This window comes from Actinomycetospora endophytica (genome assembly GCF_021026375.1).
Lineage (GTDB): Bacteria > Actinomycetota > Actinomycetes > Mycobacteriales > Pseudonocardiaceae > Actinomycetospora > Actinomycetospora endophytica.
The window spans coordinates 257,318-283,761 of the sequence record NZ_JAJNDB010000009.1; the positions used below are offsets into that span (position 1 = coordinate 257,318).

Sequence of the window (26,444 nt, forward strand, 5' to 3'; positions counted from 1 at the left end):
ACATGCCGCGCCGCGAGGACATCCACCACGTCCTGGTGATCGGCTCCGGTCCGATCGTGATCGGGCAGGCCTGCGAGTTCGACTACTCCGGCACCCAGGCCTGCCGTGTGCTGCGCGAGGAGGGCCTGCGCGTCTCGCTGGTCAACTCCAACCCGGCCACGATCATGACCGACCCGGAGTACGCCGACGCCACCTACGTCGAGCCGATCGACATCGAGCACGTCACCAAGGTGATCGAGGCGGAGCGCCCGGACGCGCTGCTCGCCACCCTGGGCGGGCAGACCGCGCTGAACACCGCCATCGCCCTGTGGGACGCCGGCGTCCTCGAGCGCTACGGCGTCGAGCTGATCGGCGCCGACGTCGACGCCATCCAGCGCGGCGAGGACCGGCTGAAGTTCAAGGACATCGTCCGGTCGATCGGCGGCGACGTCCCGCGCTCCGAGGTCTGCCACTCGATGGCCGAGGTACGGGCCACCGTCGCCGAGGTCGGGCTGCCGGTGGTGATCCGGCCGAGCTTCACCATGGGCGGCCTCGGCTCCGGCCTCGCCTACACCGACGAGGAGCTCGAGCGCCTGGCCGGCACCGGACTCGCCGCGAGCCCCGTGCACGAGGTGCTCATCGAGGAGTCGGTGCTCGGCTGGAAGGAGTACGAGCTCGAGCTGATGCGCGACGGCAAGGACAACGTCGTCGTCGTGTGCTCGATCGAGAACGTCGACCCGATGGGCGTGCACACCGGCGACTCGGTGACCGTCGCGCCGGCGATGACGCTGACCGACCGCGAGTACCAGGTCATGCGCGACACCGGGATCGAGGTGCTGCGCGAGGTCGGCGTCGAGACCGGCGGCTGCAACATCCAGTTCGCGGTGCACCCGGGGACCGGCCGGCTCGTCGTCATCGAGATGAACCCGCGCGTCTCCCGCTCGTCCGCGCTCGCCTCGAAGGCCACCGGGTTCCCGATCGCCAAGATCGCCGCGCGCCTCGCCGTCGGGTACACCCTCGACGAGATCTCCAACGACATCACCGGCGAGACCCCGGCCAGCTTCGAGCCGACGCTGGACTACGTCGTCGTGAAGGTGCCGCGGTTCGCGTTCGAGAAGTTCCCCGGCGCGGACCCCACGCTGACGACGACGATGAAGTCGGTCGGCGAGGCGATGGCCCTGGGCCGCTCGTTCCCGGAGGCGCTGAACAAGGCGCTGCGCTCCACCGAGACCGCCGACGCGAGCTTCGGCACGCGGCCGGACCCGGAGGGCGTCACCGCCGGGGACGCGCTGTACCAGGCGTCGCTGCCGCGGGACGGCCGGCTCTACGCGGTCGAACGGGCGCTGCGGCTCGGCAACACGGTCGCGCAGGTCAGCGAGGCGTCCGGGATCGACCCGTGGTTCGTCGAGCAGATCGAGGGCCTGGTGGGGCTGCGGCGGGAGATCGGCGACGCGCCGGTCCTCGACGCCACCCTGCTGCGCCGCGCCAAGCGGGCGGGCCTGTCCGACCTGCAGATCGCCGGGGCGCGCCCCGAGCTCGCCGGCGAGGCCGGGGTGCGGGCGCTGCGCCACCGCCTCGGGGTGCGGCCGGTCTACAAGACGGTCGACACGTGCGCCGCGGAGTTCGCCGCCCGCACGCCGTACCACTACTCGGCCTACGAGTCCGACCCCGCGGCGGAGTCCGAGGTCACCGGGCAGACCGAGCGGCCCAAGGTGATCATCCTGGGCTCCGGGCCGAACCGCATCGGGCAGGGCATCGAGTTCGACTACTCCTGCGTGCACGCCGCGACGTCGCTGCGCGCCGCCGGGTTCGAGACGGTGATGCTCAACTGCAACCCGGAGACGGTGTCCACCGACTACGACACCGCCGACCGCCTCTACTTCGAGCCCCTCACCGAGGAGGACGTGCTCGAGGTCGTCCACGCCGAGCGGCTCTCCGGCGGCGGGGACTCGGTCCGCCACCCCGACGGCACCCGGACGCCGGGTCTCGCGGGCGTCGTCGTGCAGCTCGGGGGCCAGACCCCGCTGAAGCTCGCGGCCGCGCTGGAGGCCGCGGGCGTCCCGATCGTGGGCACCCCGCCCGCCGCGATCGACCTCGCCGAGGAGCGGGGCGCCTTCGGCCACGTCCTCGACGACGCCGGGCTGCCCGCCCCGCCCTACGGCACCGCGACCAGCTTCGACGGGGCCCGCGCGATCGCCGCGGAGATCGGCTACCCGGTGCTCGTCCGGCCCTCCTACGTGCTCGGCGGGCGCGGCATGGAGATCGTCTACGACGACGAGACCCTCGCCGACTACATCGCCCGGGCCACCGAGGTCACCCCCGACCACCCGGTGCTCGTCGACCGCTTCCTCGACGACGCCATCGAGATCGACGTGGACGCGCTGTGCGACGCCACCGGCGAGGTCTACCTCGGCGGGGTCATGGAGCACATCGAGGAGGCGGGCGTCCACTCCGGCGACTCCTCCTGCACGCTGCCGCCGATCACCCTCGGGCTCTCCGAGATCGAGACGGTGCGGGCCTCGACGGTCGCCCTCGCGCGCCGCCTCGGGGTGCTCGGGCTGATGAACGTGCAGTACGCCCTCAAGGACGAGGTGCTCTACGTCCTCGAGGCCAACCCGCGCGCCAGCCGCACCGTCCCGTTCGTCTCCAAGGCCACCGGCGTGCCGCTGGCCTCAGCCGCCGCCCGGGTGATGCTCGGGTCGACGATCTCGGGCCTGCGCCGGGAGGGCGTCCTGCCGGCCGCGGGCGACGGCGGGCACCTGCCGCGCGAGCACCCGGTGGCGGTCAAGGAGGCGGTCCTGCCGTTCCACCGCTTCCGCCGCCCGGACGGGCGCGGGGTCGACTCGCTCCTCGGGCCGGAGATGAAGTCCACCGGCGAGGTCATGGGCATCGACGTCGCCTTCTCGACGGCGTTCGCCAAGGCCCAGGCGGCCGCCTCCGGGCGCCTCCCGACCAGCGGCAAGGTCTTCGTCTCGGTGGCCAACCGCGACAAGCGCGCCCTGATCTTCCCGGTCAAGCGCCTCGCCGACCTCGGCTTCGAGATCCTGGCGACGGCGGGCACGGCCAGCGTGCTGGAGCGCAACGGGATCCCGTGCCAGGTGGTGCGCAAGCATTTCGAAGGCCCCGACAACGTGGTCGACACCATCCAGGCCGGGGAGGTGGACCTGATCGTCAACACCCCGGTCGGGCACGCCGGCCCGCGGGTGGACGGCTACGAGATTCGCGCGGCGGCGCTCAACGTCAACGTCCCGTGCGTGACGACGGTGCAGGGCGCGGCCGCGGCGGTGCAGGCCATCGAGGCCGTCATCCGCGGCGAGGTCGCCGTGACGCCGCTGCAGGTGCTGCACGAGCGGCTGGCCAAGGCGCGCGCCGAGACCGCGGGGGAGACGCCCGCCGGGGCGGGGCCGGCGTGACCCGGGCACCGTTCGCGGCGCGGCTGACGGCGGCGGTCGCGCGGCACGGGCCGCTCTGCGTCGGGATAGACCCGCACCCGGGCCTGCTCGCCCGCTGGGGCCACGAGGACGACGCCGCCGGGGTCGAGCGCTTCGGGCGCGACGCGGTGGCGGCGCTGGCCGGGCACGTGGCCGTCATCAAGCCGCAGGTGGCGCTGTTCGAGGTGCACGGCAGCGGGGGAGTGCGTGCCCTGGAGCGGGTGCTCGCCGACGCCGCGGACGCCGGCCTGCTCACGATCGCCGACGCCAAGCGCGGGGACATCGGGTCCACGATGACCGCCTACGCCTCGGCCTGGCTGGCGGACACCTCGCCGCTCGCCGCCGACGCGGTGACCCTCTCGCCCTACCTGGGGGTGGGGTCGCTGACGCCCGCGATCGACCTGGCCGCCGCCACCGGGCGCGGGGTGTTCGTGCTGGCCCGCACCTCGAATCCGGAGGCCCCCGCGGTCCAGTCCGCCCAGGCCTGGACCCTCGACCCCTCCGGCGGCCCCGGCAACGGGTCCTACCGGGGCATGCGCGAGGTCGCCCAGAGCGTCGTCGACTCCTGCGCCGCGGTGAACGCGGCGAACCCGGGGGTGGCGGGCGTCGTCGTGGGCGCGACGTCGGGCACCACCGGACGGGCGCACGGTCTGGACCTCTCGCGGCTCGGCGGCCCGGTCCTCGTCCCGGGTCTCGGCGCGCAGGGCGCGACCCCCGCCGACCTCGCCGAGGCCTTCGCGGTGGGCAGCGGGCCGGTGATCCCGTCGAGCTCGCGGGAGATTCTCGCCGCGGGCCCCGACCCGGAAGCGCTGCACGACGCGTGCGCGGCGCTGAACGGCTCACTGGCCGACCTGGGACTCCCGGCCGGACCGGTCGGCGCATGACACCCGACGCAAGGCGCACGGCGCCGCTCGGCGCCTGACGTGCCCGGCGCGTCGCCCGGCGCCGCGCCGTCGTCCCAGCGCAGGAGGACCACCGGCGGAGCGATGCCGTTCACACGCCGGACACCCATGGACTGTGTCCCGGCCCCGCAGACGGTACGTTCGCCTGCGACGAGGTCCGCAAGGCCTGCTCACGTGGGTCGAGACCCGTGGGACCTCACGCTCGACAACCACCGACCCGCTTGAACCGGAGGAGACCGTGGCACTTCCCGAGCTGACCGAGGAGCAGCGGGCGGCCGCGCTGGAGAAGGCAGCCGCTGCCCGTCGCGCCCGGGCCGAGCTCAAGGAGCGGCTCAAGCGCGGCGGCACCAGCCTGGGTGACGTCCTCGACCAGGCCGACTCCGACGAGGTGCTGGGCAAGATGAAGGTCTCGGCGCTGCTCGAGGCCCTGCCCGGCGTCGGCAAGGTCCGGGCCCAGCAGATCATGGAGCGTCTGGAGATCGCGCCCAGCCGGCGACTGCGCGGCCTGGGGGAGCGCCAGCGCAAGGCCCTGCTCGCGGAGTTCGACGGCGAGTGACCTCCCCGCCCAGGACCGCCCCCCGGGGCAGGCTCGTTGTCCTCGCCGGTCCGTCCGGGGTCGGCAAGAGCACCGTCGTCGCCGAACTGCGGCGGATGGACGCCCCGCTGTGGTTCAGCGTGTCGGCGACCACCCGTGCGGCCCGGCCGGGGGAGGTCGACGGGCGGGAGTACCACTTCGTCTCCGACGAGCAGTTCGACCGCATGGTGGCGGCCGGGGCCCTGCTGGAGTGGGCCTCGATCCATCGGGGCCTGCACCGCTCCGGCACCCCGGCCGCCCCCGTCGAGGAGCACCTGGCGGCGGGCGAGCCCGTGCTGCTGGAGCTCGACCTCGCCGGAGCGCGGGCGGTGCACGAGCGCCGGCCGGACGCCCTGCTCGTGTTCCTCGAGCCCCCCTCCTGGGAGGAACTGGTCTCTCGGCTGACCGGCCGCGGGACCGAGCCGCAGGAGGTCGTCGATCGCCGGCTGGCCACCGCGCGGGTCGAGCTGGCGGCCCGCCGCGAGTTCGACGTCGCGCTCGTGAACCACGACGTCCGGGAGACCGCGCGGCGATTGGTAGACTTGGCTCACCCTTCTGACGCTCCTGCCTGCAGCGCTCTCGACGACGGCCCCGTCGACGACGGTGCGGCGCACGCGGGAGCCGTCGGCCCCGGAACCTCACGTGCCCCAGATAGCAGGAGTCGCTGAATGAGCATCACCACCAGCCGCGTCGCGGTCGGCTTCCACGACGTTCCCGAGGGCATCACCAACCCGCCCATCGACGAGCTGCTGGAGACCGTCAGCTCGAAGTACGCGCTGGTCATCTACGCGGCCAAGCGGGCGCGTCAGATCAACGACTACTACGCCCAGCTGGGCGAGGGTCTCCTCGAGTACGTCGGCCCGCTGGTCGAGCCGGGCCCGCGCGAGAAGCCGCTCTCGATCGCCATGCGCGAGATCCACGGCCACCTGCTCGAGCACACCGAGGGCGAGTAACCACCTTGTCCGACGGGGTGGCGCCCTCGAAGGAGATCGTCCTCGGCGTCTCCGGCGGCATCGCCGCCTACAAGGCCTGCGAGCTGCTGCGGCGGCTGCGCGAGGCCGGCCACCGGGTCCAGGTGGTCGCCACCCCCAACGCCCTGACCTTCGTCGGGGCGGCCACGTTCGAGGCGCTGTCCGGGCGCGAGGTGCTCTCCGGGGTCTTCGAGCACGTCCCCGAGGTCACCCACGTCGCGCTCGGCCGCCGCGCCGACCTCGTCGTCTGCGCTCCCGCCACCGCCGACCTGCTCGCGCGGCTGGCGGCAGGCCGCGCCGACGATCTCCTCACCTCCACGCTGCTCACCGCGCGATGTCCGGTGCTCGCCGTCCCCGCGATGCACACCGAGATGTGGGAGCACCCCGCCACCCGCGACAACGTCGCCACCCTGCGCCGGCGCGGCACCGTCGTCCTCGAGCCCGCCTCGGGGCGCCTCACGGGTGCCGACTCCGGGGCCGGCCGGTTGCCGGAGCCCGTCGAGATCGCCGAGTTCGCCCGCCTGCTCCTCGAGGAGCCGGCCACCCTGCCCCGTGATCTCGAGGGCCGCCACGTCGTCGTCTCCGCCGGCGGCACCGCGGAGCCCCTCGACCCGGTGCGCACCCTCGGGAACCGCTCGTCCGGCCGCCAGGGCTACGCGCTGGCCCGCGTCGCCGCGCAGCGCGGGGCGCACGTCACCCTCGTCGCCGGGACCACGGCCGACCTCGAGCCGCCCGCCGCCGTCGACCTCGTCGCGGTGCGGACCACCGAGGAGATGCGCCGGGCCGTCGTCGACGCCGCGAAGGACGCCGACGCGGTCGTCATGGCCGCCGCCGTGGCCGACTTCCGGCCCACCGCCGTCGCCGGATTCAAGATCAAGAAGGGCGACGACGAGCCCACCGCGATCCATCTCACACGCAATCCCGACATCCTGGCCGAGCTGGTGACCGAGCAGGTCCCCGGACGCCTCGTCGTGGGCTTCGCCGCGGAGACCGGTGACGAGGACCACGACGTCCTCTCGTACGGACGGGCGAAGCTCGCCCGCAAGGGGTGCGATCTCCTCGTCGTCAACGCCGTCGGTGCAGGCGGAGGCGCGCATCACTCCGCGTTCGAGGGAGCGGACAACGAGGGCTGGCTGCTGGGGTCGGACGGATCGTCGGTCCAGCTGCCGATGGGCTCGAAGGCCGCTCTCGCGGCCCGCGTCTGGGACGCCGTGGCAGCTCGACTGGGGTGAACGCCGCGTAACCGGCCGATCTCACCGGGTGCCCGAACAGGTCCGATCCGCCTTTCCCACAGGTCCACCCGGAGCACAACCGGACTGTGACCGGCTGCGCATCGGGGCCGGTCAGGGCCCTGCCCGGTGGGGTGGAAGCCGTTAGGGTTGCGGGGTCCCACTGTCGAGGCAGGGAGAGATTGTGCCCGCTAGGCGTTTGTTTACTTCTGAGTCCGTCACCGAGGGCCACCCGGACAAGATCTGTGATGCCGTCTCCGACGGGATTCTCGACGCCTTGCTGGCGCAGGACCCGAAGAGCCGTGTCGCCGTCGAGACGATGGTGACCACGGGCCAGGTCCACGTGGCCGGTGAGGTCACCACCAACGCGCAGGTCAACTACGTCGACATCGTCCGCAAGACGATCCTCGACATCGGTTACGACTCGTCGGCGAAGGGCTTCGACGGCGAGAGCTGTGGCGTGTCGATCTCCATCGGCGCGCAGTCCAAGGACATCGCCCAGGGTGTCGACGAGGGCTACGAGACCCGCGTCGAGGGCTCCGAGGACGAGATCGCGAAGCAGGGTGCCGGCGACCAGGGCCTGATGTTCGGCTACGCCGACGCCGACACCCCCGAGCTCATGCCGCTGCCCATCGGCCTCGCGCACCGTCTCGCGCGCAAGCTGACCGCGGTGCGCCGCGACGGCACGCTGCCGTACCTGCGCCCGGACGGGAAGACGCAGGTCACCATCGCGTACCACGACGACAAGCCGGTCGCCGTCGAGACGGTCGTCCTGTCGACGCAGCACGCTGCGGACATCGACCTGGACAACATGCTGGCCCCCGACATCCGGTCGAAGGTCATCGAGCCCGTCCTCGAGGGGATCGACCTCGACACGTCGAACACCCGTGTCCTGGTCAACCCGACCGGCCGCTTCGTCACCGGTGGCCCCATGGGTGACGCCGGCCTGACCGGCCGCAAGATCATCGTCGACACCTACGGCGGCTACGCCCGCCACGGCGGCGGCGCCTTCTCGGGCAAGGACCCGTCGAAGGTCGACCGCTCGGCCGCCTATGCGGGCCGTTGGGTGGCGAAGAACGTCGTCGCCGCCGGTCTCGCCAAGCGCGCCGAGGTCCAGCTGGCCTACGCGATCGGCAAGGCCGAGCCGGTGGGTGTCTTCCTGGAGACCTTCGGCACCGCGACCGTGGACCCGGACAAGATCGAGAAGGCCATCCACGAGGTGTTCGACCTGCGCCCCGGCGCGATCGTGCGCGACCTCGAGCTGCTCCGCCCGATCTACCAGCCGACCGCGGCGTACGGCCACTTCGGTCGTGACGACCTCGACCTGCCCTGGGAGCGCACCGACCGCGCCGACCAGCTCAAGTCGATCGCGAGCTGACACTCCGCGCTGCTCCGTGATGACCGGCCCGGTCACCCCTCATGTGGGGGTGGCCGGGCCGTTCGTCGTTGTGCCGGGTTGGTCGTGTCAGCGATGCGGCGTCGCTGACGTTGAACGTCTGCAACTCCGCATCCTCGATCTGTGCTCATGATCATGAGGTCGTGCGAGGGGCACTGGGCGCATGATCAACGGCTCTCGGCGCTGCCTGGTGTGCTCATGATCATGAGAGGTGGGCGCGATCCCCGGGACCGGCCCCGGCGCGTCGGGCGCCTCTGGTAGACCGGCGCGCATGAGCGGATCCCGGGCGGACGAGGACGTCCTCGCGCTGCCCGGCATGCCCGAGGCCCAGCCACCCCCGGCGAAGGCCGCGAGGCCGACCCCGGCCAAGCCGAAGCACAACGAGCGGCTCCCCGCGCCCGAGCGGTCGGTCGCGAAGGTCGCGGTCGACGTCTCCCTGCCGCACCTCGACCGGCTCTTCGACTACCGGGTGCCGGTCCAGCTGGACGAGACGGCCGTCGTGGGCGCGCGCGTGCGGGTGCGCTTCGCGGGCCGACTGGTCGACGGGTTCGTCCTCGACCGCACCGACACCTCGGAGCACGACGGCAGGCTCGGCTGGCTGGACAAGGTCGTGTCGCCGGAGCCGGTGCTCTCCCGGGAGCTCGCCGCGCTCTGCCGGACGGTCGCCGACCGCTACGCCGGGACTCTCGCCGACGTGCTCCGCCTGGCCGTCCCGCCGCGGCACGCACGGGTCGAGCAGGAGGAGCAGCGGACGAGGTCGGCGGAGGCACCCGAGGCCGCCGCCCACGACGAGGCAGCTCCCGACGACGACGCCGCCGCCGCTCCCGACGACGCCGCCGCTCCCGACGACGCCGCCGCTCCCGACGACGAGCCCGCCCCTGCCGACGACCCCGCCCCGGCCGAGGACCCCGGCTGGTCCGCCTACCCCCGCGGCCCGGCGTTCCTCGACGCGCTCACCCGCGGCCGGGGCGCCCACGCCGTCTGGCAGGCGCTGCCCGGCGAGGACTGGCCGCGGCGCCTGGCCGAGGCCGCACGGGCCGCGATCGCGGGCGGGCACGGGGCCGTGATCGTCGTGCCCGACCGCCGCGACCTCGACCGCCTGCACGCCGCGTGCGTCGAGGTGCTAGGCGACGACGAGGTGTCCGCCCTCGCCGCCGACCTCGGCCCGGCCGAGCGCTACCGCCGCTGGCTCGCGGTCGCCCGGGGGCGCAAGCGGCTGGCCATCGGAACCCGCGCGGCCGCGTTCGCCCCGGTGCACGATCCCGGGCTGCTCGTCGTCTGGGACGACGGCGACGACAGCCACGCCGAGCCGCGCGCCCCGTACCCGCACACCCGCGACGTCCTGCTCGCCCGCGCCCACGCCAGCGGCGCCGCGCTCCTCGTCGCCGGCACCACCCGCACCGCCGAGGCCGAGGTGCTCGTCCGCACCCGGTGGGCCCACGCGGTCGTCGCCGACCGCACCACCGTCCGCGCCCGGGCGCCCCGCGTCACCGCGATCGGCGAGGACGACCGCCAGCTGCTGCGCGACCCCTCCGCCCGCGCCGCCCGCGTGCCCGGGGTCGCGTTCGAGGCGGCCCGGCAGGCGCTCGCCGCGCACCGCCCGGTCCTCGTACAGGTACCCCGCCGCGGATACCTGCCCGCCGTCGCCTGCGCCAGGTGCCGCGAGCCGGCCCGCTGCCGGCACTGCCACGGTCCGCTCGGCATCCCGGGCAGCGCCGAGAACGAGCCGAGCCCACCCGCCTGCCGCTGGTGCGGGCGCCCCGACACGAACTACCGCTGCCCGGCGTGCGCATCCCCGAAGCTCCGGGCCACCGTCGTCGGGAGCGGGCGCACCTCGGAGGAGCTCGGGCGGGCCTTCCCGCAGACGGTGGTCCGCTCCTCCGGCGGCGGCGCCCCGGTCCTGGACATCGTGCCGTCGGGCCCGGCGCTCGTCGTCGCCACCCCGGGGGCGGAGCCGGTCGCCGACGGCGGGTACGGCGCGGCCCTGCTGCTCGACGGCTCGGCGCTGCTGGCACGGCCGGAGCTGCGCGCGGCGGAGGAGACGGTCCGACGGTGGTTCGGGGCGGCCGCGCTGGTGCGTCCCGCTCCCGACGGCGGGCGGGTGGTGGTCGTCGCCGAGTCGAGCGTCGCGGCGGTCCAGGCACTCGTCCGGTGGGACCCGGCCGGGCACGCCGGCGCCGAGCTCGACGCCCGCACCGAGCTGGGCCTGCCGCCCGCGGTCCGGATGGCCGCGCTGGACGGGGACCCGGAGGCGCTGAACGCGCTCCTCGACGTCCTGCACCTGCCCGAGACCGGCGAGGGGGAGCCGGACGCCGAGGTCCTGGGACCCGTGGAGCTGCCCGCGGGCACCCGGCTGCCGGGCGGCGACGAGCGCACCGAGCGGGCCGAGCGCTGTCTGGTCCGGGTGCCGCGCCGGGCCGGGCGGGCGCTCGCCACCGAGCTGGCCGCCGCCGTCGCGACCCGCTCGGCCCGCAAACAGACCGATCCGGTACGGGTGCTGCTCGACCCGCAGGATCCGCTCTGACCCGGACCGGCGGAGCGCAATACGTAGACTGGACAACCGTGACCGTGCAGCCCGTCCGCTTCTTCGGAGACCCCGTCCTGCGCGAGCGCGCCACCGAGGTGACGACGTTCGACAAGGAACTGCGCACGCTGGTCGCCGACCTGCACGAGACGATGGTCGAACAGGGCGGCGCGGGGCTCGCGGCGCCGCAGATCGGGGTCGGGCTGCGGGTGTTCGTCTTCCGGGCCACCGGTCTCGAGGGACAGCTGGTGGAGGGGCACATGGTCAACCCGGAGTGGACCGTGCTCGACGAGACCGAGCAGGTCGGGCCGGAGGGCTGCCTGTCGATCCCGGGGTTCCGCTGGGACTGCCGCCGCTACGACCACGTCGTCGCCCGGGGGTGGGACTCCCACGGCGAGCCGCAGGAGATCGAGGGCAGCGCGATGCTCGCGCGGGCCATCCAGCACGAGACCGACCACCTCGACGGCGTGCTGTTCCTCGACAAGCTCGACGCCGCCACCCGCAAGGAGGCGATGGCGGCGATCCGCCAGGCCGACTGGTTCGACCCCACCGCCCCGCCGCGCGTCAAGGTCAGCCCGCACGCGTCCACCGGTCCGGTGAACCCGCTCTTCGGCGGAGTCCGGACGTCATGAGGGTGGTCTTCGCCGGGACACCGGAGCCCGCGGTGCCCTCGCTGCGGCGGCTGCTGGAGTCCGGTGAGCACGAGGTGGTCGCGGTCGTGACCCGCCCCGACGCGCCCGCGGGCCGCCGTCGCACGCTGCAGCGCTCACCGATCGGAGCGCTCGCCGACGAGGCCGGGGTCGAGGTGCTGACCCCGGCGAAGCCCTCGGACCCCGAGTTCCTCGACCGGCTGCGCACCATCGCGCCGGACTGCGCGCCGGTCGTCGCCTACGGCAACATCCTGCGCCCGGCCGCGCTGGCGATCCCGGCCCACGGCTGGGTGAACCTGCACTTCTCGCTGCTGCCGGCCTGGCGCGGCGCCGCCCCCGTGCAGGCCGCGATCCGTGCCGGCGACGAGCTCACCGGCGCCACCACCTTCCGGCTCGAGGAGGGGATGGACACCGGCCCGGTGTTCGGCACCGTCACCGAGAAGGTCGCGGACGACGACACCGCGGGTGCCCTGCTCGAGCGCCTCGCGGTCTCCGGCGCCGGCCTGCTGGTGGCGACGCTGGACGGGATCGCCGACGGGTCGCTCACCGCGGTCCCGCAGCCGGCGGAGGGCGTCTCCGTCGCACCGAAGGTCACCGTCGACGACGCCCGGGTGCGCTGGTCCGACCCGCCCCTCGCGATCGACCGTCTCGTCCGCTCGGTCACCCCGGCCCCGGGGGCGTGGACGGAGTTCCGCGGGCAACGCGTCAAGATCGGGCCCGTGAGCACCACCGGCTTCGACGACCTGGCGCCGGGCGAGCTGCGCGTCGAGAAGCGCCGCGTGCTGGTCGGGACGGCGGGCGCGCCGGTCGCGCTCGGGACCGTCCAGCCCGCGGGCAGGCCCGCCATGCCCGCCGTCGACTGGACCCGCGGCGCGCAGCCCGCGGCGGGGGAGCGCTTCGAGTGACCGGGGCGAGCGCAGCGACGGGGCGGGCATTCCGGCCGAGCAGAGCGAGGGGGGACGCATGACCGACAGCTCCGTCCCGCCCGGCGGGCACCGCTCCGGGCGCGGCCCACGCCGCAAGCCCGGCAAGCCGCACCGCTCCGGGCCACCCCGCGGCCGCTCCGGCCCGAGCCGCCCGCCGCAGGGGGACCCGGCCCGCGAGGCCGCGCTGGAGACGCTGCGGGCGGTCCGCGAGGACGACGCGTACGCCAACCTCACGCTGCCCAAGCTGCTGCGCGAGCGCCGCATCTCCGGGCGCGACGCGGCACTGGCCACCGACCTCGCCTACGGCGCCTGCCGCGCCCAGGGCCTGCTCGACGCCGTGCTCGGCGCCTGCGTCGACCGCCCGCTCGACCGGCTCGACGGCGTGGTCCTCGACGCCCTGCGCCTCGGCGCCCAGCAGCTGCTGCGCACCCGGATCCCGGCCCACGCCGCCGTCGGGGCCACCGTCGAACTGGTCCGCGCGCGCGCCGGGTCCAAGCCGACCGGGTTCGTCAACGCCGTGCTGCGCCGGGTCGGGGAGCGCGACGAGGCGGGATGGGCCGAGCAGCTCGCCCCCGACGCGGAGGAGGACCCCGTCGGCCACCTCGCCTTCGTCCACGCCCACCCGCGGTGGATCGCCGAGGTCTTCCGCGACGCCCTGGGTCCGGCCGCCGACGCCGAACTGGGCGACGCGCTCGCGGCCGACGACGCCCGCCCCGCGGTCCACCTCGCCGCCCGTCCGGGTGAGATCAGCGCCGAGGAGCTCGCCGCGGTCACCGGCGGCGACGAGGCGCCGTACTCGCCCTACGGCGTGCACCTGACCGAGGGCGGCGACCCGGGCGACCTGGACCCGGTCCGCGAGGGGCTCGCCGTCGTGCAGGACGAGGGCAGCCAGCTCGTGGCGCTGGCGGCCGCCCGCGCCGACCTGACGGGCCGCGACGAGCTCTGGCTCGACCTCTGCGCCGGGCCGGGCGGCAAGGCCGTGATGCTCGGCGCGCTCGCCGCCATCGAGGGCGCGACCGTCGACGCCGTCGACCGCGCCCCGCACCGGGCGGCGCTGGTCGAGAAGGCCACCGCCGGGCTGCCGGTGCGGGTCCACACCGGCGACGCCCGCGAGGTCGCGCTGCCCGAGGCCGCCTACGACCGGGTGCTCGTCGACGCCCCCTGCACCGGGCTCGGGGCGCTGCGCCGCCGGCCCGAGGCACGCTGGCGCCGGCGGACCGAGGACGTCGCCGAGCTCGCCGAGCTGCAGCGCAGCCTGCTCGCCCACGGCCTGGAGCGGGTGCGCCCGGGCGGCGTCGTCACCTACGCGACGTGCTCCCCGCACCCCGCGGAGACCGTCGAGGTGGTCCGCGCGGTCGTCGAGAAGACCGGGGCGGAGCTGCTCGACACCGCCGCGTTCCTCCCGGACATCCCGGCCACCGCGGTGCCCGACGGACCCGGGCTGCAGCTCTGGCCGCACCGGCACGGCACCGACGCCATGTACTGCGCGACCCTGCGCCGTCCGGCCTGACGGACGATCAGGGACAATTCCCGACGTGCCCGCCCCTCTCATCGCGCCCAGCATCCTGTCGGCCGACTTCGCGCACCTGGCCGACGAGGCCCGGGCGGTCGCGGACTCGGACTGGCTGCACGTGGATGTCATGGACGCGCACTTCGTGCCCAACCTGACCCTCGGCCTGCCCGTCGTCGAGAGCCTGCTCAAGGCCACCGACATCCCGCTCGACTGCCACCTCATGATCGACGACCCGGACCGCTGGGCCCCGCCCTACGCCGCGGCGGGCGCCCACAACGTCACCGTCCACGCCGAGGCCGCGCACGACCCGCGCAAGCTCGCGAAGGATCTCCGCGCCGCCGGGGCGAAGGCCGGGCTCTCGGTCAAGCCGAACACCCCGCTCGAGGACTGGATCGAGGTCCTCCGGGACTACGACACGCTGCTCGTGATGAGCGTCGAGCCGGGGTTCGGCGGCCAGAGCTTCATGCCCGAGGTGCTCGACAAGGTCCGCACCGCGCGGCGGCTCGTGGACACCGGGCATCTCACGGTGCTGGTGGAGATCGACGGCGGGATCGGCACGGACACCGTCGAGCAGGCGGCGGAGGCCGGCGTGGACTGCTTCGTCGCCGGCAGCGCGGTCTACGGCGCGCAGGACCCGGGGCGCGCGGTGGCCGCGCTGCGCGAGCAGGCCGCGCACGCGTCCCCGCACCGCACGAGCACTACCCGCGGGTAACGTCGAGGGTCGCAGTGGCCTGATTCACCCCACGCGCCGCCCCGGCCGAGGGCGCGCGAACGGGTGGCCGAGGATGATGCAGTCAACGCCCGTGGTTGAGCGATGAAGCGAACGGGTGCCGGACGACAGGGGAAGTGCGTGTTCACCGGGATCGTGGAAGAGGTCGGCGAGATCGTCGACGTCACGCCGCTGGAGGACTCGGCGCGCCTGCGCATCCGGGGCCCGCTGGTGACCTCCGACGCCCGCCCGGGCGACTCGATCGCCGTCAACGGTGTCTGTCTCACCGTGGTCGACCCGGCCGACGGCAGCTTCGGCGTGGACGTCATGGGCGAGACGCTGCGGCGCTCCAGCCTCGCCGGGGCGTCACCGGGAGCCCAGGTCAACCTCGAGCGCGCGCTGGCCGCCGGCGCCCGCCTGGGCGGGCACATCGTGCAGGGCCACGTCGACGGCACCGCCTCGGTGGCGGGCATCGAGTCCTCCGAGCACTGGACGGCGGTCCGGTTCACGACGCCGCGTGAGGCGGGCGGCGGTGTCGGGCTGGCCCGGTACATCGTGGAGAAGGGGTCGATCGCGGTGGACGGCGTCAGCCTCACCGTCACCGAGGTCGACGACGACGGGTTCTCCGTGGGCCTGATCCCGACGACGCTGGCGGAGACCACCCTGGGATCGCGGGAGGTCGGAGCGACGGTGAACCTCGAGGTGGATGTGCTCGCGAAGTACGTCGAACGGCTACTCGGCGCCGGTGCGGGCACCGTGACGGCGGGAGCGGACAGATGATGCACGTGGACGGCTTCGAGCACATCGAGCGCGCGATCACCGACATCGCCGACGGCAAGGCCGTCGTCGTGGTCGACGACGAGGACCGTGAGAACGAGGGCGACCTGATCTTCGCCGCCGAGAAGGCGACGCCGGAGCTGGTCTCCTTCATGATCCGCTACACCTCCGGCTACATCTGCGTGCCGCTGACGGCCGAGACGTGCGACCGGCTCGACCTGCCGCCCGCGCACTCGATCAACCAGGACCGCCACGGCACCGCGTACACCGTCTCGGTCGACGCGCGCGAGGGCATCGGCACCGGCATCTCGGGGACCGACCGCGCGCGGACCATCAAGGTGCTCTCCGACCCGGCCTCCACCGCGACCGACCTCTCCCGCCCGGGCCACGTCGTCCCGCTGCGGGCCCGCGACGGCGGGGTGCTGCGCCGCCCCGGGCACACCGAGGCCGCCGTCGACCTCGCGCGGCTGGCCGGGCTCGAACCGGCCGGCGCGATCTGCGAGATCGTCTCGCAGAAGGACGACGGCGAGATGGCGCGCTACGAGGAGCTCGCGGTCTTCGCCGACGAGCACGACCTCGCGATCATCACGATCAAGGACCTGATCGCCTACCGTCGGCGGTCCGAGAAGCAGGTCGCCCAGGTCGCCCACGCGCGCATCCCCACCGACCACGGCGAGTTCACCGCCTACGGGTACGACTCGCTGCTCGACGGCATCGAGCACGTCGCGCTCGTCTACGGCGAGATCGGCGACGGCGACGACGTGCTGGTCCGGGTGCACTCCGAGTGCCTCACCGGCGACGTCCTGCGCTCCCGCCGCTGCGACTGCGGGCCGCAGCTCGACGCCGCCATGGCCGCCGTCGCCGAGGAAGGCCGGGGCGTGGTGCTCTACGTGCGCGGGCACGAGGGCCGGGGGATCGGCCTGATCCACAAGCTGCAGGCCTACCAGCTGCAGGACGCCGGCGCGGACACCGTCGACGCCAACCTCGCGCTCGGCATGCCCGCCGACGCCCGCGACTACGGCACCGGCGCGCAGATCCTCGCCGACCTCGGCATCACGTCGATGCGCCTGCTCACCAACAACCCGGAGAAGCGCGCCGGCCTCGAGGGCTACGGGCTGGAGATCCTCGGCCGCGTGGCGCTCCCGGCGCGCGCCACCCCGGAGAACCTGCGCTACCTGCGCACCAAGCGCGACCGCATGGGCCACGACCTCGAGGGCCTCGACGCCTACGAGGACGGGCTGGTCAACACCGAGGGCACGAGGTCGGGCGCATGAGCACCCAGGGACGACCCGAGATCGAGGCGCCCGACGCCACCGGGCTGCGGCTCGGGATCGCCGCCACCCGCTGGAACGGCGACATCGTCGACACCATGCTCGAGCGGGCCCTGCTCGCCGCCGAGCGGGCGGGCGTCGTGGAGCCCACCGTGGTGCGCGTCGCCGGGGCGATGGAGCTCCCGGTCGTCTGCCAGGGGCTGACGGCGGGTCACGACGCCGTCGTCGGGCTCGGCACCGTCGTCCGCGGCGCCACGCCGCACTTCGACTACGTCTGCGACGCCGTCACCGCCGGCCTGCTGCGGGTCGGCCTCGACGAGCGCACGCCCGTCGGCAACGGCGTGCTGACCGTCGAGACCCTCGAGCAGGCCTGGGAGCGGGCCGGGACGCCGGAGTCGAGCGAGGACAAGGGCTTCGAGGCCGTCGTCGCCGCCCTGGACGCCGCGCTGACGCTGGGCGTGCTGCGCGACGGGAGCCGTCGTACCCCCGTGGGGTTCGCGCGATGAGCTCCGCCGGAGAAGCCCTGCCCGGGCCCGTCGTCGTGCCGCCGGAGGATCTCGACCTCGGTCCGGTGGAGCTGGAGCTGCGCCCCCGACGGATCCGTTGGGTCGCCTGGGTCCTCGCGGTCGTGCTGTTCGCGTTCTTCGCGATCGGCGCGCTGCTCGTCTACGTCAAGTCGGCCGGGTTCAACTTCCGGCCCGCCGACCAGGTCGCGATGGTCGTCCTCGGGCTGATCCTGGCCGGCGGCGCCCTGCTGTTCACCCGGCCCCGGCTGCGCGCCGGGAGCGGCGGCGTCGAGGTGCGGGCGACGATCCTGACCCGCCGGGTCGCCTGGGCCGACGTCGTCGCGGTGAGCTTCCCCGACGGCGCCCAGTTCGCCCGCCTCGACCTCCCCGACGACGAGTACCTGGTGGTCTCCGCGATCCAGGCCGTCGACAAGGAGCACGCCGCGCGGGGGATCGGGGCGCTGCGCGACCTGCACGCCCGGTACGGGACGCCGCTCGCGTGAGCTCCGGGCTCTACGGCGCCCTGTTCCGCCACGTCGCCGTCCGGGTGCCCGCCGAGCGCACCCACCGCATCGGGCTGCGGGCACTGCGGGCGGCCACGCCGGTGCTGCCGCGGAAGGCCGCCGACCCGTCGCTCGCGGTGTCCGCGATGGGCATCGACTTCCCCTCCCCGCTCGGGGTCGCGGCCGGCTACGACAAGGACGGCGAGGGCATCCGCGGCCTGGCCCGGCTGGGGTTCGGCGCCGTCGAGATCGGCACGGTGACCGCCCGCCCGCAGCCGGGGAACCCCCGCCCGCGCCTGTTCCGCCTGCCCGCCGACCGCGCGCTGGTCAACCGCATGGGCTTCAACAACGCCGGGGCGGACGCCGTCGCCGCGCGCCTCGCGGCCCTGCGCGCCGGTGGGCCGCTCGGCACCGTGCTCGGGGTCAACATCGGCAAGTCCAAGGTCGCGACCGGAGCCGACGAGACCCTCGCCGACTACCGCTACTCGGCCCGCACGCTCGGGCCGCACGCGGACTACGTCGTCGTCAACGTCTCCTCCCCGAACACCCCGGGCCTGCGGGACCTGCAGGGCGTCGACGCCCTGGAGCCGCTGCTCGCCGCGGTGCGCGAGGAGATCGGGGCGACGCCGCTCCTGGTCAAGATCACCGCGGACCTCGACGACGACGGGGTGGACGCGGTCGCCGACCTCGCGGCCGACTCGGGACTGGACGGGATCGTCGCGACGAACACGACGATCGCCCGCTCCGGACTGGCGACCCCCGCCGACGTCGTCGAGGCTGCCGGGACCGGAGGACTCTCGGGCGCCCCGCTGGTCGAGCCGGCGCGGGCGGTGCTGGCGCGCCTGGCGGCGCGGGTCGCCGGGCGGCTCTGCCTGGTCTCGGTGGGCGGGATCTCCGACGCGGCGGAGGCGCGGCGGCGGCTCGAGGCGGGTGCGACGCTGGTCCAGGCCTACACCGGGTTCGTGTACGGCGGGCCGGCCTGGCCGGCCCGGGTGAACGCGGAGCTCGCCGCCGGGGACTAGCCCGGTCGTCGAACGTGCGCGCGACGCACACAGCCCGGCCGGTCGACGTACCGGTCGCCCACCACTGCGCGCGACGCACACGGCCACCCCGGCAGCACCTGCCGCCGCTCAGCCGTGTGCGCGGCGCGCACAGCCACCCCGGCAGCACCCGGCACCGCCCGGCCCGAGCCGTGTGCACAACGCGCAGCTGCCCATGACCGGCCCCGCGCTCCGCCTCCGACGCGCCGGGCTGCCCCGTGCCCGGCACGATGGGCACCCGTGACCGCTCCCCAGATCGCACCGGCCCGCCGTCCGAAGGTCGTGCTCTTCGACCTGTTCGAGACCTGCCTGCAGCTCGAGGGCCTGCGCCCACGCTTCACCGCGCTCGGACGCCCCGGCACGGACCTGGAGCTGTTCTTCGCCCGGCTGCTGCACCAGGGGATGGCGATGACGCTCGCGGGGGAGGCGCCGCCGTTCCGGACGGTCGCCACGGACATGCTGCGGCGCACCAGCGGGCCCGACCTGACGGACGACGAGGTCTCCTCGGTGCTCGACGGGTTCCGCGAACTGCCGGTCCACGACGACGTCCGGGCCGCGTTCACCCTGCTGCGCGAGGCCGGGATCCCCGCCTACGGGTTCACCCACGGGTCGGCGGCGACGGCGTCGGCCGCGCTGGAGAACGGCGGCGTCCGGGACCTGCTCGCCGACGTCTTCTCGTGCGAGGAGATCTCTTCGTTCAAGCCGCCGCGGCGGGTCTACGACTTCGCCGTGCAGCGGGTGGGCGGCGAACCCGCCCGGACGGCGCTGGTCGCGGTGCACTCGTGGGACGTCCACGGGGCGATCGCCGCCGGCCTGCTCGGCGGGTTCTGCGAGCGCCTCGAGGGCCGCGTCCCCGACGCGATCCTGCGCCCGCACGTCGTCGCACCGGGTCTCGACGACGTCGTCGAGGGCCTGCTCGCACTGCCGGAGTAGCGTCGGACGGGCCGTCGGGTCCCGACCCGCGCCGTACGCCCGCCGAGGACGATCTCCGGCCGCGTCCACCACGCACCGGCCCGGCCTCGCCCGACCACGGAGGTCCCTCGCCGTGACCAGTGAGACCACCGAGAACGGTGCCGCACCGGCCGACGCCACGACGGGCCTGACCCGTCGTCGTGCTCTCTGCGGTCTGCTCGTCGTGCTCGCCGCTCCGGGGGCCCTCGCCGCGTGCTCCTCGGCGGGGTCTCCACCTGAGGCGCCTCCCGGTGGCACGCCGGTGTCGCAGATCCCGGTCGGGAGCGGCACCGTCGTGCAGGGACCGAACGGACCGGTGCTGCTCGAGCAGCCCACGGCCGGCGTCATCAAGGCCTACGACGCGACGTGCCCGCACCAGGGCGTCACCGTGGACCCGCCGGTGGACGGCACGATCACCTGCCCCGGTCACGGCAGCCAGTTCGACGCCACCACGGGCGCGCTGAAGAAGGGCCCGGCGGCGACCGGTCTGACGCCGATCTCGACGCGGGTCGTGAACGGCGCGGTGCAGTTCGCCTGACGATGCTCGCGCTGCACGCCGCCTGGTCCCCGGGCCGGGGCATCTGCCTCTGGGCCGAGGACCCCGCGCGCGCCGACCGCGGCACCAGCAAGGCACGGGGAGCCCGCCCGCACCCGTTCGCGGCCGACCACGAGCAGCTGCGCGCGGTCGCGGCGGCACTCGGGACGACCGGCGCGGAAGGCCAGGCCGTGCTGCACCTGCCGTCGACCGGGGGGCCCGATGCGGCTGATCGGGCGCCGGTGGCCGGACCGTCCCGGCACGTGGATGGCGCCGTCCGCCCACCTGACGACAGCGATGGGCCATCGCTGACATCAGCGGTCGCGCTCGCCCCGTGGACCGTGCCCGTCCTCGAGCTCGGGGCCGGGGCGCTGCTGCGCTCCGAGTCGCTGCCGGGCGAGGGCGCCGAGTTCGACGTGCTGCGCGCGCTGGGCCGCTTCGCCGCCGACCTCGTCACCCGCGGTCGGGTACTCCCGGCGCCCGATCCGGACCACGAGGAGCACGCGCTCGGCTGGCGCCCGGTACTGCAGGGGCGCGACCTCGTCGCCACCGACGCCTTCGCGGCCGCCCTCCCGCCGGCGGTCCGCGCCGAGGCGCTCGACGGGTATCCCGTGCGCGCCGGCGTCGGACCCGACCCCGCGGACGTCGTCACCGAGGCCCTCACCGCGTTCGTCGACGCCGAGGCCCGCCACCGCCTCGCCGGCGAGGACCCGCCGTCGCCGGACCTGCTCGACGCAGCCGCCACCGGGGCGCTCGACGCCGGGCTCGGGCGGTGGGACGTCGTCGGCGCCCCCCACGCCGGGCCCGCGCGCGGCACGTTCCGCCTGACCGAGATCGCCGTGGATCACCTGGGCCACGCCGTCGAGGGCGAGCCGCGGTTCTGGCTGGAGTTCTCACTGCAGTCGACCCAGGACGCCAGCCTGCGGGTGACCGCCGAGTCGATCTGGCGCGACGCCGGGGCACTGCGCCGCTGGCTCGACGACCCGAGCGAACTGCTCCTCGCCGAGCTCGGCCGCGCGGCGAGCCTCTACCCCGAGCTCGCCGACGCGCTGCGGGTCCCGCGCCCGACCGGCCTGGAGCTCGACCGCGAGGGCACCCACCACTTCCTGCTCTCCGTCGCCGCCGACCTCGACCGCGCCGGGTTCGGGGTGCTCCTGCCCAGCTGGTGGTCGCAGCCGGCCCGCCTCGGACTGACGGCGAACGCGGAGGGCGGGGCCACCCCGGACGGCGTCGTCGCGGTGCCCGGGCGGCTGCGGCGCGAGGAGCTCGTCGAGTTCTCCTGGCGCCTGGCCGTCGACGGTGAGCCGCTGTCCGACGAGGAGATGCGCAGCCTGGTCCACGCGAAGGCGCCGCTGGTGTTCCTGCGCGGGAAGTGGGTCGCGCTCGACCGCGACCGGCTCCGCGCCGGACTCGAGTTCCTCGACCGGGCGCCGGAGTCGGCCACCGTCGGCGACGTCCTCGCCCTCCACGCGACGTACCACGACGACCTCCCGCCCGAGTGGGCCGCGCCGGTGCCGATCGAGGACATCTCGGCCGGGGGAGCGCTCGGGGATCTGCTGTCCGGGGCAGCCGAGTCCCACCTCGCGCTGCTCGACGACCCGCCCGCGCTCGAGGCCACGCTGCGGCCCTACCAGCGCCGTGGGGTGTCGTGGCTGGCGTTCCTGGCCGGGCTTCGGGTCGGTGGCGTGCTCGCCGACGACATGGGGCTCGGCAAGACCCTGCAGGTCCTCGCCCTGGAGGCGCACGAGCGCTACGACGACGAGGCCGACGCCCCGGGGCGACCGACCCTCCTCGTCGCCCCCACCTCCGTCGTCGGGACGTGGCAGCGGGAGGCCGCGCGATTCGTGCCGGACCTGCGGGTCGTCGTGCACCACGGCGCCGGCCGGGCCACCGGTGACCTCACCGCACTGCTCGCCGACGCGGACCTCGTCGTCACCTCCTACGGCACCCTGACCCGCGACGTCTCCGAGCTGTCCCGCCACCCGTGGCACCGGCTCGTGCTCGACGAGGCGCAGCTCGTGAAGAACAACCGCTCCCGGGCCGCCCGCGCCGTGCGGACCATCGAGGCCGGCCACCGGCTCGCGCTGACCGGCACGCCGATGGAGAACCGGCTGGCCGAGCTGTGGTCGATCATGGACGCGGTGAATCCGGGCCTGCTCGGCACGATCACCGCGTTCCGTGACCGCTACGCCGTGCCGATCGAGCGCCACGGCCGCACCGACGTCGCGAAGCGCCTGCAGACCGCCGTACGGCCGTTCCTGCTGCGCCGGGTGAAGACCGACCCCGCCGTCGTCGACGACCTCCCGGACAAGATCGAGACCATCGAGCGCTGCTTCCTGACGGCGGAGCAGGCGTCGCTGTACCAGGTGGTCGTCGACGAGATGACCGAGACGCTGCACGACCTCGAGACCACGGGGAAACAGGGCATCGAACGCCGTGGGCGGGTGCTCGCGGCACTGACGAAGCTCAAGCAGGTCTGCGATCACCCCGCGCTGCTGCTCCACGACGGATCCGCGCAGCCGGGCCAGGGAATGGGCCGCCGTTCCGGGAAGCTCGCCCGCGTCGAGGAGATCGTCGCCGAGATCCTCGCGGCCGGGGAGAAGGCGCTGCTGTTCACCCAGTTCACCGAGTTCGGGGACATGCTCGCGCCGCACCTGGCGGCCCGGTTCGGCGTCGAGGTGCTCTGGTTGCACGGCGGGACCTCCCGACGGGCGCGGGACCGCATGGTCGAGCAGTTCCAGTCCGGCGACGGACCGCCGCTCTTCCTGCTCTCGCTCAAGGCGGGCGGGACCGGACTGACGCTGACCGCGGCCCAGCACGTGATCCACCTCGACCGCTGGTGGAACCCCGCCGTCGAGGACCAGGCGACCGACCGGGCGTTCCGCATCGGCCAGAAGCGCACCGTCGGGGTCCGCAAACTGGTGTGCGGCGGGACCGTCGAGGAGCGCATCGACGACCTCATCGCCGGCAAGCGGGTCCTCGCCGGCCAGGTGATCGGCGACGGGGGAGACGACCCCGACTGGCTCACCGGGCTCTCCGCCGAGGAACTGCGCCGGGTGGTCGCGCTGGACGACGCGGCCGGTTCCGAGGACGAGGGGCCCGACGAGGACGAGCCCGACGACGAGCCCGTGGACCTGGACGGGGACGCCGGTGCCGCCTGAACCCCCGCCGCGGAAGAAGCCGTTCCGCGAGAAGTTCCCGGATCCCCGCGACCAGGCTCCCGACAACGGCGGTGCTCCCGACGGCGGCGCCTCCGGCGACGGTGCTCCCGACGACCGGGGCCCGCGCGACTTCTCCGAGTACGGCCGCCGGATCCGCGTCGAGGGCGGGGTGGCCGCGAAGAGCAGGCGCGGCGCGATCGGCGAGTCCTGGTGGTCCGGGCGGTTCCTCGCCGTCCTGGAGAAGCTGGGCGTCGGCGGCCGCCTGACCCGCGGCAAGACCTACGCCCGGGCCGGCCAGGTGATCGACCTGGAGATCGAGCCGGGCGAGATCGCCGCCACCGTGCAGGGCAGCCGGAACGAGCCGTACCGCGCCCGGATCGGCCTCACCCCGTTCGCCGACGAGGCGTGGGAGGCCGTCGAGGACGCGTTCGCCCGGGACTCCTGGTACGCCGCGTCACTCCTCGGCGGGACCGTGCCCGACGACCTCGAGGACGTCTTCGCCTCGGTCGGGCTCTCGCTCTTCCCGACCGGCGCTCGCGAGATGCCGATGGACTGCTCGTGCCCCGACTGGTCGGTGCCCTGCAAGCACCTCGCGGCGGTCGCCTACCTCGTGGCGGAGCGGTTCGACGACGACCCGTTCCTCATCCTGCGGTGGCGCGGCCGGGACCGGACGACGCTGCTCGCCGGCATCCGGTCCCGCCGGGACGACGCCGAACCCGCCGTCGCGCCGCTGGCGGCGGTCGTCGACCGGTTCTTCTCCGCGGGCGGACCGCTGCCCGAGGTCGTGCGCTCGGTCCCCGACCCCGGCCGCTCGGAGGCGCTGCTCGACGAGATGCCGCCGCTGGGAGTGCTCGTCGCGGGGGAACCGGACGGCGACGACATCGACGCCCGGGAAGCACTGCGGCCGTTCTACCGCCGGTTCGGGGCGCCGAACGGGTAGAAAAGGTGCCGTGGCACGCATCCTCATGATCGTCGCGCACCCGGATGACATCGACTTCGGCAGCGGCGGCACCGTCGCCCGCTGGGTGGCCGAGGGGAACTCCGTCGACTACTGCATCTGCACCGACGGCGACGCCGGTGGGTACGACGAGGCCGTCGGGCGGATCGAGATGGCCGAGCTGCGCCGCAAGGAGCAGCGCGCGGCGGCCGACGTGTACGGCGTCGGCGAGATCGACTGGCTGGGACATCCCGACGGCAGGCTCTACGTCACCCACGAGCTGCGCCGCGACATCAGCCGCTCGATCCGGCGGCATCGCCCCGACCGCGTCGTCGTCCCCTCGCCGACCCGCAACATCCGCAGCACCTACGGCAGCCACCCCGACCACATCGCCGCGGGCGAGGCCGCCATGTGCGCCGTGTACCCCGACGCCCGCAACCCGTTCGCGCACCCCGAGCTCCTCGCCGAGGAGGGGCTGGAGGCGTGGACGGTGGGGGAGACGTGGATCGCCAACCCCGGTGAGGGCGCCGACCTCTACATCGACATCACCGACTACATGGACGCCAAGGTCGCCGCCCTCCGCGCCCACGAGAGCCAGACCGGTCACATGGACGAGCTCGGCGACCGGATGCGGATGTGGGGCTACGCCCAGGCCAAGGCCGCGGGTTGGTGCGAGGACGGGACCCCCGAGGACCAGCGCCGCTACGCCGAGGGGTTCCTCGTCCTCGACACGAAATAGGACGGCGCCGGGGTCGCCCGCTCACCTCCCCACCGCGTGTGCGCCGCGCACCCGGTCAGCACCGAACGTGCACCGCTCTCTCGCAGCGGTGCTTCGCGCTTGCGCGCCGCGCACACGGTCGGCTCCGCACGTGCACCGCCCTGTCGCAGCCGTGCTTCGCGCACACGGGACGCCGTTCTTCGGCCTCCGCCATGCACCCGCGACAGAGGCGCGCTGGCGAGCGCACACCGATCCACTCATCCGCGCTCCACCGTGCGGGCCGCGTGCGGAGAGCAGCCTCCACGCATGATCATCAGGCCTGGGTGGTCGCCAGCTGTCCGGACGGCAGCCATACGGGCCTGCTGATCATGAGGGCCCCTGACTCAGGGAGACGCGCGCTCACGGAAGCAGCGCCCGCCGTGTGCGGCCCGCACGTGTACGTCGGGGCACCACGCGATCCCGGCTCGCCGTGTGCGCCCCGCACATCAACCCCGGAGCACCACGCCACCCGGCCCACCGTGTGCGCCCCGCACATCCGATCCTCGGCGACCCGAGGAGGGACGTGTGCGCTGCGCACGACGAGATCGGGCCGAGTGCCGCCGAATCGTCCCGAACAGCCCCGGAGGACGCGAGATCGTCCCTACCGTTCTCACCGTGCCCGACATCTCCGTCGTCCCGACCTCGCCGTGGGGCGCCGAACGGGATCCCGTCAATGCCGAGATCGCCGACCACATCCTGCAGCGTCTGCTCACGGCGGCCACCGCACTGCACCGCGGGAACGCCGACGAGCTCGGCCTGGACCCGAGCATGCTCGCGATCGTCGACGTCCTCGGCGTCGTCCCTGAGCTGACGGTCGCCGCGCTCGCGGACCGCGTCGCCCTGAGCCACGCCGCTACGTCCCGGGCGGTGACGCGCCTGGAGGAACGCGACTGGGTCGAGCGGCTCGACGAGCCCGGCACTCCCCGCTTCGTCATGCGGGCGGCGGAGACCACGACCGTCGTCGACGCGTCGCGTCAGGACGTCCGGAGCCCGCTCGCCGCGGCGGCCGATGCGCTCGACCCGCAGGCCAGGGAAGCCGTCCTGCTGTTCCTGACGCGCGTGACGGACATCCTCACCACACGCGCCCGATCCCGGGGCGACCGGCGGCTCCTGCGCACCCTCGAGCGGAGGCGCAAGGAGTGGGACAAGGAGCGCCGCGGGCGTCGAGCCGACACGCCGTGACGCAAGTGTCCCAGCACGAG

23 protein-coding genes are annotated in these 26,444 nt (G+C 74.5%); all 23 read left to right on the forward strand.

The features are described from left to right. The first annotated feature begins 2 nt into the window (after window positions 1-2). The 23 genes from carB to LQ327_RS31185 all read left to right on the forward strand — a co-directional run bounded on the left by carB (window position 3) and on the right by LQ327_RS31185 (window position 26,424). Entirely contained in the window at window positions 3-3,392 is a 3,390-nt protein-coding gene (carB, locus tag LQ327_RS31075) for a carbamoyl-phosphate synthase large subunit (protein ID WP_230740162.1), read from the forward strand. After that, the gene (pyrF, locus tag LQ327_RS31080; protein WP_230740166.1) at window positions 3,389-4,294 is read left to right on the forward strand and encodes an orotidine-5'-phosphate decarboxylase; all 906 of its coding nucleotides are present in this window, start codon (window positions 3,389-3,391) and stop codon (window positions 4,292-4,294) included. Before carB ends, pyrF begins: the two co-directional genes overlap by 4 nt. Window positions 4,295-4,550: 256 nt before the next feature. After that, the gene (mihF, locus tag LQ327_RS31085; RefSeq protein ID WP_230740170.1) at window positions 4,551-4,868 is read left to right on the forward strand and encodes an integration host factor, actinobacterial type; all 318 of its coding nucleotides are present in this window, start codon (window positions 4,551-4,553) and stop codon (window positions 4,866-4,868) included. Further along, entirely contained in the window at window positions 4,865-5,554 is a 690-nt protein-coding gene (gmk, locus tag LQ327_RS31090) for a guanylate kinase (protein WP_230740172.1), read from the forward strand. Before mihF ends, gmk begins: the two co-directional genes overlap by 4 nt. Next, on the forward strand, window positions 5,555-5,839 hold the full coding sequence (gene rpoZ, locus LQ327_RS31095) for a DNA-directed RNA polymerase subunit omega (protein ID WP_230740175.1): 285 nt from the start codon (window positions 5,555-5,557) through the stop codon (window positions 5,837-5,839). 5 nt (window positions 5,840-5,844) lie between these two features. After that, window positions 5,845-7,089 carry a bifunctional phosphopantothenoylcysteine decarboxylase/phosphopantothenate--cysteine ligase CoaBC gene (gene coaBC / locus LQ327_RS31100; protein WP_230740177.1) on the forward strand — a complete coding sequence of 415 codons (1,245 nt, stop codon included), beginning with the start codon at window positions 5,845-5,847 and terminating at the stop codon, window positions 7,087-7,089. A gap of 196 nt (window positions 7,090-7,285) precedes the next feature. Then, a complete protein-coding gene (metK, locus tag LQ327_RS31105; RefSeq protein WP_269071263.1) occupies window positions 7,286-8,464 on the forward strand; it encodes a methionine adenosyltransferase in 1,179 nt (392 codons plus the stop codon). Window positions 8,465-8,753: 289 nt separating this feature from the next. Beyond that, entirely contained in the window at window positions 8,754-11,006 is a 2,253-nt protein-coding gene (locus LQ327_RS31110; protein ID WP_230740180.1) for a primosomal protein N', read from the forward strand. 38 nt (window positions 11,007-11,044) lie between these two features. Beyond that, window positions 11,045-11,638 (forward strand): peptide deformylase, encoded by a 594-nt coding sequence (def, locus tag LQ327_RS31115; protein ID WP_230740183.1) that lies wholly within the window; start codon window positions 11,045-11,047, stop codon window positions 11,636-11,638. Further along, on the forward strand, window positions 11,635-12,561 hold the full coding sequence (gene fmt / locus LQ327_RS31120) for a methionyl-tRNA formyltransferase (protein WP_230740185.1): 927 nt from the start codon (window positions 11,635-11,637) through the stop codon (window positions 12,559-12,561). The genes def and fmt overlap by 4 nt, the downstream gene beginning before the upstream one ends. Before the next feature lie 58 nt (window positions 12,562-12,619). Beyond that, the gene (locus LQ327_RS31125) at window positions 12,620-14,092 is read left to right on the forward strand and encodes an RsmB/NOP family class I SAM-dependent RNA methyltransferase (RefSeq protein WP_230740187.1); all 1,473 of its coding nucleotides are present in this window, start codon (window positions 12,620-12,622) and stop codon (window positions 14,090-14,092) included. Between the two features lie 25 nt (window positions 14,093-14,117). After that, window positions 14,118-14,807, forward strand: coding sequence for a ribulose-phosphate 3-epimerase (gene rpe / locus LQ327_RS31130; RefSeq protein WP_230740189.1), 690 nt, complete (start codon window positions 14,118-14,120; stop codon window positions 14,805-14,807). A gap of 138 nt (window positions 14,808-14,945) precedes the next feature. Further along, complete coding sequence (locus tag LQ327_RS31135; RefSeq protein ID WP_230740241.1) at window positions 14,946-15,584, forward strand: riboflavin synthase; 639 nt, start codon at window positions 14,946-14,948, stop codon at window positions 15,582-15,584. Beyond that, window positions 15,581-16,855, forward strand: coding sequence for a bifunctional 3,4-dihydroxy-2-butanone-4-phosphate synthase/GTP cyclohydrolase II (locus tag LQ327_RS31140; RefSeq protein ID WP_230740190.1), 1,275 nt, complete (start codon window positions 15,581-15,583; stop codon window positions 16,853-16,855). The genes LQ327_RS31135 and LQ327_RS31140 overlap by 4 nt, the downstream gene beginning before the upstream one ends. After that, the gene (gene ribH, locus LQ327_RS31145) at window positions 16,852-17,358 is read left to right on the forward strand and encodes a 6,7-dimethyl-8-ribityllumazine synthase (RefSeq protein WP_230740191.1); all 507 of its coding nucleotides are present in this window, start codon (window positions 16,852-16,854) and stop codon (window positions 17,356-17,358) included. The genes LQ327_RS31140 and ribH overlap by 4 nt, the downstream gene beginning before the upstream one ends. Beyond that, window positions 17,355-17,861: a PH domain-containing protein gene (locus LQ327_RS31150; protein WP_230740192.1), complete on the forward strand. Its 507-nt coding sequence runs from the start codon at window positions 17,355-17,357 to the stop codon at window positions 17,859-17,861. The genes ribH and LQ327_RS31150 overlap by 4 nt, the downstream gene beginning before the upstream one ends. Continuing rightward, window positions 17,858-18,883, forward strand: coding sequence for a quinone-dependent dihydroorotate dehydrogenase (locus tag LQ327_RS31155; protein WP_230740193.1), 1,026 nt, complete (start codon window positions 17,858-17,860; stop codon window positions 18,881-18,883). The genes LQ327_RS31150 and LQ327_RS31155 overlap by 4 nt, the downstream gene beginning before the upstream one ends. A 258-nt stretch (window positions 18,884-19,141) precedes the next feature. Next, window positions 19,142-19,834 (forward strand): HAD family hydrolase, encoded by a 693-nt coding sequence (locus LQ327_RS31160; protein WP_230740194.1) that lies wholly within the window; start codon window positions 19,142-19,144, stop codon window positions 19,832-19,834. A gap of 112 nt (window positions 19,835-19,946) precedes the next feature. Beyond that, entirely contained in the window at window positions 19,947-20,390 is a 444-nt protein-coding gene (locus tag LQ327_RS31165) for a Rieske (2Fe-2S) protein (RefSeq protein WP_230740195.1), read from the forward strand. 2 nt (window positions 20,391-20,392) lie between these two features. Then, window positions 20,393-23,548 (forward strand): DEAD/DEAH box helicase, encoded by a 3,156-nt coding sequence (locus LQ327_RS31170; RefSeq protein WP_230740196.1) that lies wholly within the window; start codon window positions 20,393-20,395, stop codon window positions 23,546-23,548. Continuing rightward, window positions 23,538-24,488: an SWIM zinc finger family protein gene (locus LQ327_RS35095; protein WP_230740197.1), complete on the forward strand. Its 951-nt coding sequence runs from the start codon at window positions 23,538-23,540 to the stop codon at window positions 24,486-24,488. The genes LQ327_RS31170 and LQ327_RS35095 overlap by 11 nt, the downstream gene beginning before the upstream one ends. Window positions 24,489-24,498: 10 nt before the next feature. Continuing rightward, window positions 24,499-25,224: a PIG-L deacetylase family protein gene (locus LQ327_RS31180; protein ID WP_230740198.1), complete on the forward strand. Its 726-nt coding sequence runs from the start codon at window positions 24,499-24,501 to the stop codon at window positions 25,222-25,224. A 633-nt stretch (window positions 25,225-25,857) separates the two neighbouring features. After that, window positions 25,858-26,424 carry a MarR family transcriptional regulator gene (locus LQ327_RS31185; RefSeq protein WP_230740200.1) on the forward strand — a complete coding sequence of 189 codons (567 nt, stop codon included), beginning with the start codon at window positions 25,858-25,860 and terminating at the stop codon, window positions 26,422-26,424. Window positions 26,425-26,444: the final 20 nt, after the last annotated feature.

What these genes read in the sequence shown, in the direction of transcription:
- carB (WP_230740162.1), top strand. Translation starts at nt 3, where the DNA reads ATGCCGCGCCGCGAGGACATCCACCACGTCCTGGTGATCGGCTCCGGT.
- rpoZ (WP_230740175.1), top strand. Translation starts at nt 5,555, where the DNA reads ATGAGCATCACCACCAGCCGCGTCGCGGTCGGCTTCCACGACGTTCCC.
- LQ327_RS31110 (WP_230740180.1), top strand. Translation starts at nt 8,754, where the DNA reads ATGAGCGGATCCCGGGCGGACGAGGACGTCCTCGCGCTGCCCGGCATG.
- fmt (WP_230740185.1), top strand. Translation starts at nt 11,635, where the DNA reads ATGAGGGTGGTCTTCGCCGGGACACCGGAGCCCGCGGTGCCCTCGCTG.
- LQ327_RS31125 (WP_230740187.1), top strand. Translation starts at nt 12,620, where the DNA reads ATGACCGACAGCTCCGTCCCGCCCGGCGGGCACCGCTCCGGGCGCGGC.
- LQ327_RS31140 (WP_230740190.1), top strand. Translation starts at nt 15,581, where the DNA reads ATGATGCACGTGGACGGCTTCGAGCACATCGAGCGCGCGATCACCGAC.
- ribH (WP_230740191.1), top strand. Translation starts at nt 16,852, where the DNA reads ATGAGCACCCAGGGACGACCCGAGATCGAGGCGCCCGACGCCACCGGG.
- LQ327_RS31150 (WP_230740192.1), top strand. Translation starts at nt 17,355, where the DNA reads ATGAGCTCCGCCGGAGAAGCCCTGCCCGGGCCCGTCGTCGTGCCGCCG.
- LQ327_RS31170 (WP_230740196.1), top strand. Translation starts at nt 20,393, where the DNA reads ATGCTCGCGCTGCACGCCGCCTGGTCCCCGGGCCGGGGCATCTGCCTC.